The sequence below is a fragment of the Lishizhenia tianjinensis genome (assembly GCF_900116425.1).
GTDB lineage: Bacteria > Bacteroidota > Bacteroidia > Flavobacteriales_D > Crocinitomicaceae > Lishizhenia > Lishizhenia tianjinensis.
In genome coordinates this window covers 174,808-188,942 of sequence record NZ_FPAS01000001.1, presented here as the reverse complement: position 1 = coordinate 188,942, position 14,135 = coordinate 174,808, and the positions used below count along the sequence as shown (strand labels likewise).

The 14,135-nt window shown below is 35.7% G+C and carries 10 protein-coding genes; 2 read left to right on the top strand and 8 right to left on the bottom strand.

The genetic code is table 11. The features are described from left to right. Positions 1 to 114: 114 nt before the first annotated feature. On the bottom strand, positions 115 to 1,065 hold the full coding sequence (trxB, locus tag BM327_RS00835; protein WP_090245255.1) for a thioredoxin-disulfide reductase: 951 nt from the start codon (positions 1,063 to 1,065) through the stop codon (positions 115 to 117). Between the two features lie 249 nt (positions 1,066 to 1,314). On the opposite strand from trxB, the gene BM327_RS00830 reads away from it, so the two are divergent. Then, a complete protein-coding gene (locus BM327_RS00830) occupies positions 1,315 to 2,829 on the top strand; it encodes a DEAD/DEAH box helicase (RefSeq protein ID WP_090245252.1) in 1,515 nt (504 codons plus the stop codon). Positions 2,830 to 2,913: 84 nt separating this feature from the next. Beyond that, entirely contained in the window at positions 2,914 to 3,282 is a 369-nt protein-coding gene (locus tag BM327_RS00825; protein WP_090245249.1) for an iron chaperone, read from the top strand. 4 nt (positions 3,283 to 3,286) lie between these two features. Here BM327_RS00825 and BM327_RS00820 read toward each other — a convergent pair whose 3' ends face one another. The 7 genes from BM327_RS00820 to BM327_RS00790 form a co-directional block, all read right to left on the bottom strand. Continuing rightward, positions 3,287 to 4,186, bottom strand: coding sequence for a hypothetical protein (locus BM327_RS00820; RefSeq protein ID WP_090245247.1), 900 nt, complete (start codon positions 4,184 to 4,186; stop codon positions 3,287 to 3,289). Beyond that, on the bottom strand, positions 4,183 to 5,121 hold the full coding sequence (locus tag BM327_RS00815) for a hypothetical protein (RefSeq protein ID WP_090245244.1): 939 nt from the start codon (positions 5,119 to 5,121) through the stop codon (positions 4,183 to 4,185). The genes BM327_RS00820 and BM327_RS00815 overlap by 4 nt, the downstream gene beginning before the upstream one ends. Further along, the gene (locus BM327_RS00810) at positions 5,118 to 6,068 is read right to left on the bottom strand and encodes a hypothetical protein (protein ID WP_090245242.1); all 951 of its coding nucleotides are present in this window, start codon (positions 6,066 to 6,068) and stop codon (positions 5,118 to 5,120) included. The genes BM327_RS00815 and BM327_RS00810 overlap by 4 nt, the downstream gene beginning before the upstream one ends. Positions 6,069 to 6,115: 47 nt before the next feature. Next, positions 6,116 to 7,006 carry a DUF4846 domain-containing protein gene (locus tag BM327_RS00805; RefSeq protein WP_211664697.1) on the bottom strand — a complete coding sequence of 297 codons (891 nt, stop codon included), beginning with the start codon at positions 7,004 to 7,006 and terminating at the stop codon, positions 6,116 to 6,118. A gap of 78 nt (positions 7,007 to 7,084) precedes the next feature. Then, positions 7,085 to 9,634, bottom strand: a complete 2,550-nt coding sequence (locus BM327_RS00800) for a T9SS type A sorting domain-containing protein (RefSeq protein WP_090245239.1) — start codon at positions 9,632 to 9,634, stop codon at positions 7,085 to 7,087. A 135-nt stretch (positions 9,635 to 9,769) separates the two neighbouring features. Then, positions 9,770 to 10,075, bottom strand: coding sequence for a hypothetical protein (locus tag BM327_RS00795; protein ID WP_090245236.1), 306 nt, complete (start codon positions 10,073 to 10,075; stop codon positions 9,770 to 9,772). A 119-nt stretch (positions 10,076 to 10,194) separates the two neighbouring features. Next, on the bottom strand, positions 10,195 to 14,067 hold the full coding sequence (locus BM327_RS00790; protein WP_139230191.1) for a T9SS type A sorting domain-containing protein: 3,873 nt from the start codon (positions 14,065 to 14,067) through the stop codon (positions 10,195 to 10,197). Positions 14,068 to 14,135 lie beyond the last annotated feature (68 nt).

Sequence of the window (14,135 nt, the reverse complement as noted above, 5' to 3'; positions counted from 1 at the left end):
TATCCGTAGCATTTGTTGAGTCAGATGTTCATCTTGTTCGTCTCCATAAACATTATGAACAAAAAAAGCCCTCCTCTATTCTGAGAAGGGCTTTTTAAATTGTTTATGTAAGGCTTAGTGACCTTTCGCCGCTAAGTAACGCTCTGCATCTAAAGCTGCCATACAACCTGTACCTGCCGCTGTAATTGCTTGTCTGTAGTTTTTATCTGCAGCATCTCCTGCAACAAAAACTCCTGGTACATTTGTTTTAGACGTTCCTGGTTGCTCGTATTTGATGTACCCTGTTTCGTCTAAGTTGATGTAATCTTTAAAGATATCTGTGTTTGGTTTGTGTCCAATCGCTACGAAGAAACCAGTAGCTGGAATTTCTTTTTTCTCTTGCGTTTTGTTGTTGTACACACGTACACCCGTTACCACTTGTCCATCTCCTAAAACTTCATCCGTTTCTGTATTGAACAAGATCTCAATGTTCTCTGTGTTTTTCACACGCTCTGCCATGATTTTAGAAGCTCTAAACTCATCACGTCTTACCAACATCGTAACTTTCGTACAGATTTTAGATAAGTAGTGTGCCTCTTCACAAGCACTGTCTCCAGCACCTACGATTACAGTTTCCTGACCTCTGTAGAAGAAACCATCACAAACTGCACAAGCAGAAACTCCACCACCTAATTTCAAGTATTTTTGCTCAGAATCCAATCCTAAGTACTTCGCTGAAGCTCCTGTAGAAATAATCACAGTATCTGCATGAATTTCTGTTCCATCATCTGCCCAAGCTTTGTGAATCTCACCAGAAAAATCAACTCTTTCAATGAATCCCCATCTTACGTCCGTTTCAAAACGCTCTGCCTGTGCTTTTAATTCTTCCATCATTTGTGGACCAGTAATACCTTGTGGGTAACCTGGGAAGTTTTCTACTTCGTTTGTAGTAGTTAACTGTCCACCTGGCTGCATACCTTGGTACATAACTGGTTTCATATTCGCACGTGCTGCGTAAATCGCTGCTGTATATCCTGCAGGACCAGAACCTATGATCAAACAAGAAATTCTTTGAACTTCGCTCATTTTATATGTCTTTTTTATATTCTAATTTTTCGCTGCGCTAAAATAATACTTTTAGCTTTCGGTGTACAAAGATAAAAGGCTCTACAATTGGAATGCTTAGAAAAAACAAATATGGGTATAGAAGTTATTTATACTACAAATGGGCTTAAAATCAGTCACTTTAACAATCCTTTACGATAAAAGCGTCCGATAACTTTTTTCTTCAGGAAAAAGGCTGTAGTTTTGTAGCCCAATTTTTGAAGCGTGGAGATGATAGAAGAAGAAGTAAAAGTAAAGGCAAAAAAGTTATATCCGTTCCAAGAGAACACTGTTAACCAGATCGTTAACGAACTAGAAGCGAATGGAAATAATTTCAACTTGCTTTATCAGCTTCCAACAGGAGGAGGTAAAACAGTTATTTTCTCAGAAATTGCGAGACGCTACATAGAGCTATTTAACAAAAAAGTGCTGATTTTAACGCACCGTATTGAGCTTTCTGTACAGACCTCTCGTCAACTTAACGCCATAGCAGTAAACAACAAAATCATTAACAGTGATGTGAAAACCTTGGAAGACCAAGACGAGTATCAGTGTTTTATTGCCATGGTTGAGACCCTAAACAACCGTTTACAAGACGATGCGAACTTTATCCAAGATGTAGGTTTAGTAATTGTGGATGAGGCGCACTACAACAGTTTTAGAAAGATTTTTGCTTATTACCAAGAGGCGAACATATTAGGAGTTACCGCTACTCCCCTTTCATCCAACAAGGCCTTGCCATTGAACGATAACTACGATAAGTTATTGGTGGGAGAAAGTATTGCTTCTTTGATAGAAAACGGATACTTGGCGAACGCAGAAACTTATACTTACGACGTGAACTTACACGGCTTGAAAATAGGTACGAATGGTGACTTCACCGTTTCGAGTTCTGAATTAGTGTACGGTAACTACTTCATGCAAGAGAAACTTTTGTTTGCTTACGAAGAAGTTGCTTTAGGAAAGAAGACCTTGATTTTTAACTCGGGAATAGAAACCTCTATACGTGTAAGAGAGACCTTTGAGAAAAGAGGATTCAAGATTAAGCACTTGGATAGTACTTTCTCGGACAAGGATAGAAAAGATACCCTTTCATGGTTTAAAGAAACCCCAGATGCTATTTTAACGTCTGTAGGTATCTTAACCACAGGTTTCGATGAGCCAACGGTAGAAACCATTATTTTGAACAGAGCAACGCGTTCATTGACTTTATATCACCAAATGATTGGTCGTGGATCACGTAAATTGCCGCATAAGGATGAATTCTTGTTGATAGACTTAGGAAACAACGTAAGACGTTTTGGTTTATGGCAAGATTACATCAACTGGCAAGATGCTTTCCAATTCCCAGATCGTTTCTTAGAGTCACGTTTATCTGAACAAGATGATTTACAATTCGAAGCTGCTTTTGAATTACCAAAGCGTATTCAACACAGAGTGGATATGGACATCATCAACAAGTTTAGGATGAAGGAAGTCTACGAAGATTTGGTGGATGAAGGTAGACCAGGAAAAATGGCGGTAGATTTATCTGTAGATAATCACTTTGATGCCATTAAAGACAAGGCTACGGACTTCTACGATGCTCTTGACATTATGGAAAGCTTACAAGAGCACATAGAGCACCGTTTAAAGCAGTATACGAAATTAATAGCTAAGAGTACGAAAAATTACTTTAAGTACTTATTAGAGACTTATAACCGTCAATTAAGACAAAAGCTGAGAGCAGTTTTAGACGACGAGTAAAGATTTATAAAAACGGCACATTTTTAACGACGAAATTCAGTAGAGTTTCGTCGTTTTTTGTTGGGTTTACTTTATATTTAAGTCATGCTACAAGAAATAAAAGACCATATAGAAGCGCAGCCTCAAGACGTGCAAGAACAACTCTTAAAGCTCCACCACTCCATCCTAGAATTATCGGACGAAATCGAAGAACACTACGGCTACAAAATGCCCGGTTTCAGATACAAAGGAAGAATATTGGTGTATTACAGCGCCTTTAAAAAACACATTGGTTTCTATGGATTCTCCAGTGTTTTTGGGGAAAAGGATGAAGAAATGCAACAGTACAAAGGCGGAAAAGGAACCTTACAATTTCCACATGGTACTGAGGTTCCCCTTGCGTTGGTTCAACGTTTGACGCGGGCAAGGATGATAGAGAATGAAGAAGTAGCAGCCAAGAAGGGGAAGAAATAACTTATCAATTCATCATATCTGGTGGTGTTAGACGTTGCACATCTCTTGCAACGGGTTTACGCCAGAACATCCTATTTTCATGGTATTGCTCAAAGTCATAATCGATTTTTACAGTGTCTTTAGTTTTGTCTACTTTATGAATGAAATAGGACTCTAAAATGGATGTATTTCTCAATTCACTTAGTAAATCATACCTATAAATAGAATCCATGTACAATATATCCAAACGGTATCCAATACCGCACCTAATCCCTGGAAAATCTGAGCAATTTCTGTTTTTTATAGTGCCACCTATAAACGAATTGATGATGACAGAATCTTGATGATTCAATTCTTTTACCTCTTTATAAAATGACCTTTCCTCTTTTCTATTTTTATTGTACATGAGGTAGATATTTGTTTGACCCAGCGTGTCAAAAAAAATATTTACAGCACCATAATAACCTCCACGATATTTCCAATAACCTACATCTGAATTCAGTTTTCTGTCATACATTTTTACATGAAGTTTACGGGGGGTAAAATGTGTTCCGTAAGCTTTTTTCAAATGAATAACCCCAGTACTATCTTTTGTTATGATATAAGCACTTGAGTCTAGATTTTGGTCTCCATTTTTCCATTTGAAATAAAGTGAATCTATGAACTTAAAATGATTGTAAAGTAGATTATTGGGTATAAAAAGTGTATCATACCTTAGTTGTGAAAACTCAAAATTATAGGTTTTAATTTTTGTACTATCCATTATTAAATTCCCGAAATAGTAAAAATCTTGATGAGCTGTATCCTTATCACTCCACATTTGACCGAAACCCAAGAGTTCTTCGTGCCAGTTTATTTCTTTTTCATGAACTTTTGGAGTACATGAAACAACTATCAATAGGAAAATAAAAGATATACTTCTCATCGTGCTATTTCAGTTAATGGAACTTCAGGTAAAGATATTGCTACAGGATAATTGTCTAATGGAAAAATTGTGTCTAATGAAGGGTATGCATCTAAAGCACTCATCTTTTTATCCTTGTCAAGGTTTATCTGATAAATAAAATACTCAACTAAACTTTGTACATCAAATGGAATCGTGTTTTCATCAAAATAAAACAAGGAATCATTGTACACCATCCTTATATCCAATACCCAAGGAAAAGAACAAGCTGTAGTACTTAGTTTATCTTGGTACCTTCTCTCTATCAACACATTTAAGAAGCTGTTTACGACCAAAGAATCTCGGTGATTTAAGTTTGAATTATACTGAAAGTATGTAGAATCCGAATTTAAATCGTACTTATCTGTAGCTATCAATATTTTACTATCCGACTTTAAACCATATTGAAAATGAACGTAGGATTTGTTGTATTCTTCATAATCTAAATAAGTAAAATTTGTTGGAGTAGCTTTCGAAGCCATTTTTAAAAAGAGTTTTGGTGGAATTTGAAGTGCGCCCGACAATTTTTCTAAACACAAGAAATCCTTTTGTTGTGATATCACAAAGGATGAGCTATCCTTCACTTCTAAAAAATCTTGGTTGAAGTTGTTATCTTTTTTCATATTCCTCCACCATTCTTCAGGTATCATTTGAACAAGCCTAAGGTTTGCAATTGTGACAGTATCTCCATTAAAATTAAAAGAGGACGAGTCTTTAATTTTTCTGTATTTCGTATCATCCATGGCACGGTTACCGAAATAGTAGAAGGTTTTGGTCATACTTTCTGGAGAAAAACCAATTTGACCATAGCCTATTAATTCTTCTTCCCAATCTCTATAATTCTCTACTTCTGGAGCAGAACAAGAAACAAAAAAAAGCATCACTAAAACACTAATTAACCAAGTATAATTTTTCATTTAGAATTGGATTTTAAATTGTCCAAGGCTTTTAACTCCAGCTCTAAAGCTATATTACTCTTTTCGCTCTCAGAACGTTTTCTTGCATAGGGCAAGTGTTTATAGTTATCTGTTATGAGAAAGTCATTTGTATCCAATACAGGTTCTTGGGTCGGTGTATTTGGCTTAAAATCAATGGTAAGTCCATTCATTAATAAAGAAATTGGAATTGGAAATGCATGCCTTCCGTATTCATAAAGTGAATCTTTGTACACTACTGTTAATACGCTTTCATAATCACTAGAACCACAACTTGTTTCAATTTCCTTAAAGGGATGATTAAAATGAGCTTTGTACAAATTCAAAAAACTGAATAGAACTTTCTCTTCCCTGTGGTTCAAAGTCTTCTTTTCTATCTGCAACTTTTTAAAGGATTCAAAATCCTCTCCATTCCAATAAGTTTTCTGGTGATAGAGATACACTCCCTTTGCAACATCCCAATGAAAAACATCATCTTTTTTCTTCTGATTTTCTAAATGCAGTAAGTCAAGGTATTTAGGAACAACGGGGACAAACATCTGTAAGGAGATCTCTGAAGGCCCATCGCTGTCTTGAATTAAATTTGTGAGGTGGATTACACTATCCATCTTTTTTAGTTTATACTTATAAATTGGAGCAGATAAGGTCCAAAGAATAGGTCTTCGGATCAAGGAGTCTTTACCTTCTGTAATGCTACTGTAATAATTCAGATAAGCTCTCAACTGAGAAGATGAAAACAATAAAGTATCCCCCTTTAGAGAAAAATCTTTCGACTCTTTTCCAAAATGAAAAAATAAATGAACGAAATTCTCCTTTTCAATTTTTAAGTTTCCAAAACCGTAAAGTTCTTTTTCCCAATTGATTTCATTTTTTCCCTCACCTTGGGTACAAGAAAACAACAATATCAATAGAGGAAAGAAATAACGCATGTAATTTTTAAGTAGCTTAACAACAAAAATCACTCCAATTAACCCCCTTAAAACCTCATCAAACTTTCACGTGCAAAAGTCCATTCTGGGGTGTAAATTTTATCTTCTATATCTTCTAAACAATACCAGGGATTGGCTCCGGGTATGTTAGGATTCACAAGGATTTGCGTCTCTTGCGCCGGCATGTAACTTTGGGCCAGCATGAAGTAATGTTTTTGGGTGAGGGTGTCTTGGGCCATATCTACCACCAGAACTGCATGACCGGGAGAACCTCCTTTGATAATGACATCACCAATTTGCATTTCATTTAAAGGAATGGGGTTTAATTCACGAGACAAAGACAAGGTACCTGCGTAAGTAAAAATGCACTCCATGTACTCCCAAAAATCATGATAGGTATTTGAAGCCTGCGCCCTTTGTACCCACTCTACCTTATTTCCCGAAACACGTATGCGCTTTCCTTTCATCCATTGGGTATAATCTACTCTAAACCCGTTGGTAAAATTGAAATGGATTTCATCGTAACGTTTTTGTTCCCATAAATATTCTGCTCGAAAACGCATAACGGCATCCGCACATTGATGAAGGTCTTTTTGACCTATAGGCAAATCAACAACAGCGCAATAAACCGATGCATTGTATTTGAAATCTCCGTCGTAATACTTTACCTGAGCACCTTCTTTTTTAAGTGGAAGGTTTCTGAGATAAGTTCCAAAAGAACTACTATCTACTTCTGTTCTTATCGCATGGAGGGGTGTATTAAACCTTCCTGCCAGGGTAAAACTTGTGGTATCTTTCAAGGATTTTGCCTTTTTACCTGGTGAACTTTTAATTTCAGAAAAAGTATTGTGATTTACAGTTTCCACCGTACAGGAAAACAGACTTTGAAGCACGAGAAAACTTGTGAGCAACTGGAAATACATAGGTCTTTTACGCATTGAATACATTTGTGAGAAAAAGTAACAGACTAAAAATACGAAAGGGATGAAATAACACTTCACCCCTCTCGCTCTTTTCTATTGCAAAACTATGCGCTGTCGTGCAATCACTTGTTTCGATTGTTCTTTTTGTACTTGAATAAAGTAAACGCCCTTACTCCATCCTTCATTTGCAAGGGTTAATTCTTCGGAGGCATTAAATGAATAGGTTTTTATCATCCTTCCAGAAGCATCAAACAATTTCATTTCCATTTTTTCATCTCCATAGCCTACAAGGCTTATTTGCGTTGCTACATCAAAAGGATTTGGTGCCACATGGAGTTGCCCATCACCAGCCATTGCATGGTTAAAGTTCTCTATACCGACTAGTGGTCCAGGAGCATCGTTTTGGGTACTCATTAAACCTATACCATAAGCTAAATGACGCCAAATTAAATCTGCATCACCATCTCCATCTAAATCACCATATTGTAAACCGTGAACATCAAAATAGTCTTCATCATTGATATTCATAAAATCTAACAATACCACACTGCTATTAAAACCATTTGCGTTTTGTTCATAGCAAATGATTTCGTTAATATCACCTACAATGGTAGTGGTGTGCGCTATGAAATCTTTTAAATTGTCATTGGTGTAATAATCGTAATCTAAATCTTGAATTACGGTACTATTGGTCCAAGCATCCACTACTACAGGGTTTAGGTTAAATTGAAGTGCTTGTCCTGATGTTGTAATGGCATGAATGAAAGCGTAGTTATTCATCGCACTCGGATTACCCCAATAGACCATATCCTTGTGACCATCCAAATTATAATCAAAAACTCTAAGTCCTGAGGTTTGCACCCCTGTGTTTAAAATGGTAGCACTAGAAAATTGATTGTTTGCACCTCCCATACAGTACATGATATCATAGTAATTCTGATGTCTACCCACAACATCTAAAATCTGATCACCATTCAAATCTACAATTTGAAAATCTTCTTGAATAAAATCGGCCAAGACTCCCAAGCTTGTGTTTAAGTTTAAATTGCCCAAACCATCATTTAGGTGGAGGTTTAAATTATAATTATTGGGATCAAAGGCGATCACATCCATTACTCCATCACCGTTATAATCTACCAATTGTTTATAGGCTGTGGAAGAAAGGATGGAAATACCCGGAGCATATTGTTGATTGGGTTGTCCTTCTAAAACATAAATATCATTATTTCCATTGGCTGGATCTCCGTAGATAAAGATATCCATAAGTGTATCACCGTTGTAATTACCTGCAAACACCTTTAAGTCACTGGCAGATGTACATTGATATTCCCAATGAGACATCATGTAGCCTCCTCCCGAAATATTCTCAAATAAATTAATGCGCTGTTGTTGGGTATTTATATTGATAACATCGTTCACTCCATCGTTTGAAAAATCACAAATCACTGCATTCTCCCCTCCAGCATCGCGAAGTTTGTATTTAAAACTGATCCCATTTCCGGGTAAATTTTCATAATAAGATTCCGAGAATACAATATCATCCAATCCATCATTGTTATAATCGAGTATTACAAAATTCACATTTTGAGCTTGCGTTAAACTCGTTACATAAGCATAGGTTGAAACTCCGGTTTGTTCATATATTTCTTTGACATATCCTTGTGAAGTTGAATAGCTCGACAAGACTAAATCCGTTTGATTGTCTTGGTTAAGATCATAAGATTTCACTTTTATGAACTCAAATCCATTCGGTACTGAAATCAACAATTGAGAATTATATACTCCACTCACACTGTTCAAACAATGTACTCCCGTTGGTGAGGTATAATAAAGATCTTTCTCACCATTGTTATCTTCATCGGCAAAATCAGAAAGATAGATTCCAGTTTCGTTAAGTAGAGCAATTGAAGATGCCGTATTAAAAACAAAGCCTGTAGAACTTTCCAGCACTTGAACCTCTGTAGTAGAACCTATTTCTTCGGTGTAAACGATGTCTAACCTACCATCATTATTAATGTCCCAGAATTTCGGTTGACTGGGTAAAGACCAACTTTGCACAACATTAAACACCAAACCATTATTAGACACTAAACGAACTTCGCCGTAACTATCTGTATAGAGTATATCCTGGTAACCGTTTCCGTCAAAATCGTAAAATGCGACATCTACAATTCCTGCTGCATTTGTAATGTTTTGAGGCGCTAAAAATTCACCGGTTTGATTGTTTAAAAAATAAGCAAGATTACCTGTAAGGTAAGTACCATTAGGTGTTAAATGAACTCCCATTACTATATCCAGGTATCCATCATTATTGAGGTCGACATGAAAAACAGGAGAAGTTTCATAGGGATTAAGAATGGAGTCAAAATAAGCGATATCTTGCTGGGATCTCAACTTCTTCTCTCCTTCATTTCGCAAACAAACTAATTTATAGTTGAAAGCAAGTATTCCAGAACCATTCGGCTGTTCGAGTCCTATTTTATAAACCCAGTCTTTATCTCCATCGTTATCTACATCAAAAAAGGCTTCGTTTTGATAAAGGTTATGGAAGTATCCTTCTAGTATGGCTTTACTCTCCCAATTACTTTGGGCGAGGATAAAAGTTCCAAAAAATAAACTTGAAAATAGTAGTAGTGCTTTCATAATCCATTAGGTGTTTTTAGTTATTTAACTAAACGTGAGATTATTAGACTCAGTTGGTATAAGAATGCTTTTAAGCATAAAAAACTCCCATACCTTTTAAAGATATGGGAGCTGGTGAAAAATATTAAAAACTACTTATTTGAAAAATGGACTTTCTGTCCAAAGCACCACAATAGAAAGCAAAAGTGTAAGGGCGAGTAACCCCTTTTTCAGGCCTTCCTTTTTCCTACCCAGTACAAAGATCCAAGCCAAAAACAGAAGGGCAGCGCAGGCACCTAATATTAGTGGGAGATGAGAAATGGGATTTGGATCCAAAACTCCTTGTACATCCTTGGCAAATCTTTCCAAATCATTCTTTGGCAAGGAAGAAAAATATATAACCGACTCTATACTAGCAAGCAACAAACAGTATACTAAAGCTAAATAATGAACAATACGCATGACTACCTTTTAAATTTATAACAAGCCTAGCTAGTTTTTGTTCATTTTCAAATGTCTTTCCCTTCCTTTCTATACTGATTTATTTTTCGAGAATGCTCAACTATAATTTACGTCTTCATCTATTGAACCAAGAGTTTTACATTAAAAAGTAGCTCTTTGTTATCCTCTTTTGAAATTTTTAGGATGTACATTCCGGCCACCAAAGTATCTCTATACACTATCACCTCTTGATTGGCAGAAAACACTTCACTTCTCAATTTTTTCCCCGATAAATCGTATAATTCATAGTGAAGCTTCTCTTGATTTAAACCTTCAACGCTTAAGGTGGCAAATTGATTGAAAGGATTTGGTTGTATAGTAAGGGATAAGGAAGAAGCATAGGTATCAACTCCTAAACATGCGTCCATGTATATCTCATATTCTCCTTCGTATTCACAACCAAACAGTCCTGTGTAATTGTAATAAAAAGTATTCACCCCCATATTCAATGAATCGGCCTGAAATTGAAGTCCATTAACACCCGGTCCAGAAAAAGAACCTCCTTGTGGGAAGACGTCTGGCAAGTTGAACAACCCTGAACTACTCTCACACAAGGTATCTTCGTAATTATAGAAAGCGAAATTGGGAACGGTAAGATCACAACTGTGTATCGTTCTTTTAACTTGATTGGTAATTATGGCTGGGTTTTGATCAAAGTAAATTTCAGCTTTGTTTTTAATGACATCTCCCGGTTGTGTTGTGCTGGCCAATTCTATAGTAAAGGTTGCATAACCTTGACTCCCCATGTAATTTACATTACTATCTGGCAAATAGATATTGGCAAAATCAAAGGTTAATAAACCATTCTGACCAATTGAATAATTTACAGGATGTTTTGATGTGATGAATTTGAAGGTTGAATAGTCAAACTTATCACTTAAATAATCTTTGATTACCACATTTCTAGCCGTATCTGTACCTGTATTTTGGAAATTAATAGTGTATTGCAAAAGCGTGTCTGTTTCAGTAATATACTGTTGATTCCCAACCCCTAAAGGCAAAGCTCTCTTTTCATTGGGGTCGTAGGCACAAGTTACGATTTCCGGTTGACTATCTACATCTGTGAAGATTACATTTCCTCCTACCAAAATATCTGCAGAACTCACATTATTAATGGTATCACCCATGTTAATATAACCAGGTAAAATTACTTGAAAATCAACTCCCATAGAAGCACCAAAAAACAAATTATTGTATGAAAAATAATATGCATTACCAACAATAGAATCAGGAGTGGGTTGAATGTTATTTAACGTTAACATCGTATCCAAGGCTATGGTCAAAATACCAGAGGGTTGCGTATTTCCTACATTTGTTAGTGTAGTATGAAAATTCGTTATTAAACCACACGTTCCTCCATAGGCCTCAGTTATAACCTTTACAGAATCTACAGGAAGACCTGGAACAATTCCAAAATCATAACCCGCAGTTGTTGTGTAATTAGAATCTACGGTAAAATTATAACTGGTAGGAACCACTAATTGCCAATGTGGATGATTAAAATCTAAGGTATAATTCTGCGTAGTATTGGCAAAAGTAAGTTTGTAATTCCCTACTGTATCCAATTGATACACTCCTGGAGTTGGATTTACCTGTAATCCATCTATTTGCATTCCTATTTCATTTCCATCTTGCACTCCATTTTGGTTTACATCATAATAAATTACTCCTAAAGCTTGACCATTAAAAACGAAATCACTTTCGTATTTGGTTATACTATTGGAATTACTTGAATAGGCGCAAAAATCCATGTATCCATCCGCATTAAAATCATGTAACCTCAAATTTTCAACAGCGTTTCTTGTATCAATTAAACCCGGAGTATTAAAATTTCCACCTCCAAAATTTTCTAGAAGGTAAAGTGAAGCAGGATAATCTCTGTTGGTAAAGATTAAGTCCATGTTGCCATCTAGATTGAAGTCTAGTTTTTCTAATTCATTCATTGCAAAATCATCCTGCAATGAAGAGGCTATTGTTACTGCGGTTTGAAAATTAACATCATAGGGTCCTCCATTAAATAAAAAATCCAAATCTTCAGCATACTTAATTTCACTACCTACCACATTGTTTAAACTATAAATGGCCTCTAAATCTCCATCATTATCCCAATCATTAAAATATAAACCCGTTAAATTTGGAGAGTTCAACCAAGATGGGTAAGCAGCTATAACCCAATACGTAGCTGAATAGATTGTAAAATCTATGGTTACCAAATTATTAGCATCTGATTTATAAACCAAAACAGGGTTAATTGAAGAAACAATATCCTGAAAGGCCAGAAATTCAATCTTATCATTACTCAATTTTGGAGTTACGGAATTATTTAATTGAGAATTATAAACAGAGTAATTTATTATGAAGGCACCTCCTGTATTAATACCTGCATTAGCTGTATCTTGATAGTAGGGTTGAAAATAATCGGTTAGTCCATCGCCGTTAATATCCTTAAATAAAATAAAGCGCTTGTCTGAAATCAAAGAAAAAGGTGAAGCAAATTGACCATTTCCCTGCCCCAATAAAACGTAACTCTCAATAATGGTATCAAAGTCTTCTTCGTAGATAAATAAATCAGGAATATTATCTGTATCAAAGTGACCTATTTTTACTGCGTTTAACCTATCATTGGCAATTCCCAATTGAAAATTGATAATTGTATACGTATCATTACCATTGTTCATTAAGGTTTGAATAGCATCTGATTTACTTGAAATTTTCACAAGGTCAATAAATCCATCGTCGTTGAGATCACCTGCATCAAAATTATCAAACTCTAATTGTAGCTTGTTTTCCTCAAACACAAGTAAACCTTGCTGGTTATCATATACTGTAATTCCGAAATCTCCAAAAATGGTATAATTAAACATTTCCTTAAATCCATCGTTATCTACATCCTTAAAAACCATTCCCCCATTTACTTGTAACAACCCATCATTGATAATTTGAGAACTTGAGTAATTGCCTGCACTTACTTGGTCTATTACTTCATAGCCATTTGAAGGGGTTATTGTTGCGAGGATATCTGTCCAACCATTATTATCTATGTCTTCGAACTGTATATTCACGTAATTATTGGTATTTCCCGAATTGTAGAGATTTTGATAACTGTAACTCGTACCGTTGTACACATAACTATTGATTTGTCCAGGTTCAGTAATGATAAGATCAATGTCTCCATCCTCATCCATGTCACCAATTCCTTTGAAGGATTTTGGGGAAGCTATATCAAAGTTCAATGCCGTTGGAGAGTTCGCAAACCCATTAGAAGTTTGATTGTAATGAATAAATAAGCTATCTACCCCAGACTTTTTAGCGAGCACATCAATTTTCCCATTGTTATCAAAATCTCCTATATGAGGAAAAACAATGTTAGCTCCATCGAATAAAATTGTACTGTCCACTAAACTCATATTATTGTTAACTAACAACCTGAATTCCTGAAAAGCACTATTGACAAAAGCATCTAAATCACCATCCAAATCATAATCAAAAAATTGTGGGTGCATGGTAAAACTTCCTCCTCCAAAAATTGGAGCTTTTAAAGTACTAGAAGGACCGTAATGCCCTGTTCCATCATTTAAAAAGACGCCTATTTCTCTCAAAGTGGAAGAGTAAACAATATCTTCATCCCCGTCTCCATCTATATCTAAAAATTGAATGCGTTCTATAGTGCTATTCAAATAGGGTAAAGAATCTAATATTTGAGCCGAAAGAAAATCACCAGAACTTGTTCCCGCATAAAAAGCAATGTAACGTTTTGCACCCTGCGAAATGAACTCTTCGTCTTTTAAAACAACGATATCATCTATACCGTCAGCGTTTACATCCTTGAATAAATAGGGGTGAGTTCCAAGAATTGAAGAAGCATTTGTAATTCTTTCAGGGTTAAAATATCCTTGACTGAAGGAAAGATGACTGATAAGTATCAGTACAAAGGGGAGTAAAAATTTACGCATGGCTAAAGTTTTGGTTATAAACAATATAACGCAAAATTTTACACAAGCGTTGAAAATTCAACGAAGAA

Bases quoted from the DNA above. Each gene is read 5' to 3' on its own strand.
- BM327_RS00820 (WP_090245247.1), bottom strand. From the start codon at position 4,186: ATGAGAAGTATATCTTTTATTTTCCTATTGATAGTTGTTTCATGTACT.
- BM327_RS00795 (WP_090245236.1), bottom strand. From the start codon at position 10,075: ATGCGTATTGTTCATTATTTAGCTTTAGTATACTGTTTGTTGCTTGCT.
- BM327_RS00830 (WP_090245252.1), top strand. From the start codon at position 1,315: ATGATAGAAGAAGAAGTAAAAGTAAAGGCAAAAAAGTTATATCCGTTC.
- BM327_RS00805 (WP_211664697.1), bottom strand. From the start codon at position 7,006: ATGCGTAAAAGACCTATGTATTTCCAGTTGCTCACAAGTTTTCTCGTG.
- BM327_RS00815 (WP_090245244.1), bottom strand. From the start codon at position 5,121: ATGAAAAATTATACTTGGTTAATTAGTGTTTTAGTGATGCTTTTTTTT.
- BM327_RS00790 (WP_139230191.1), bottom strand. From the start codon at position 14,067: ATGCGTAAATTTTTACTCCCCTTTGTACTGATACTTATCAGTCATCTT.
- BM327_RS00800 (WP_090245239.1), bottom strand. From the start codon at position 9,634: ATGAAAGCACTACTACTATTTTCAAGTTTATTTTTTGGAACTTTTATC.
- trxB (WP_090245255.1), bottom strand. From the start codon at position 1,065: ATGAGCGAAGTTCAAAGAATTTCTTGTTTGATCATAGGTTCTGGTCCT.
- BM327_RS00825 (WP_090245249.1), top strand. From the start codon at position 2,914: ATGCTACAAGAAATAAAAGACCATATAGAAGCGCAGCCTCAAGACGTG.
- BM327_RS00810 (WP_090245242.1), bottom strand. From the start codon at position 6,068: ATGCGTTATTTCTTTCCTCTATTGATATTGTTGTTTTCTTGTACCCAA.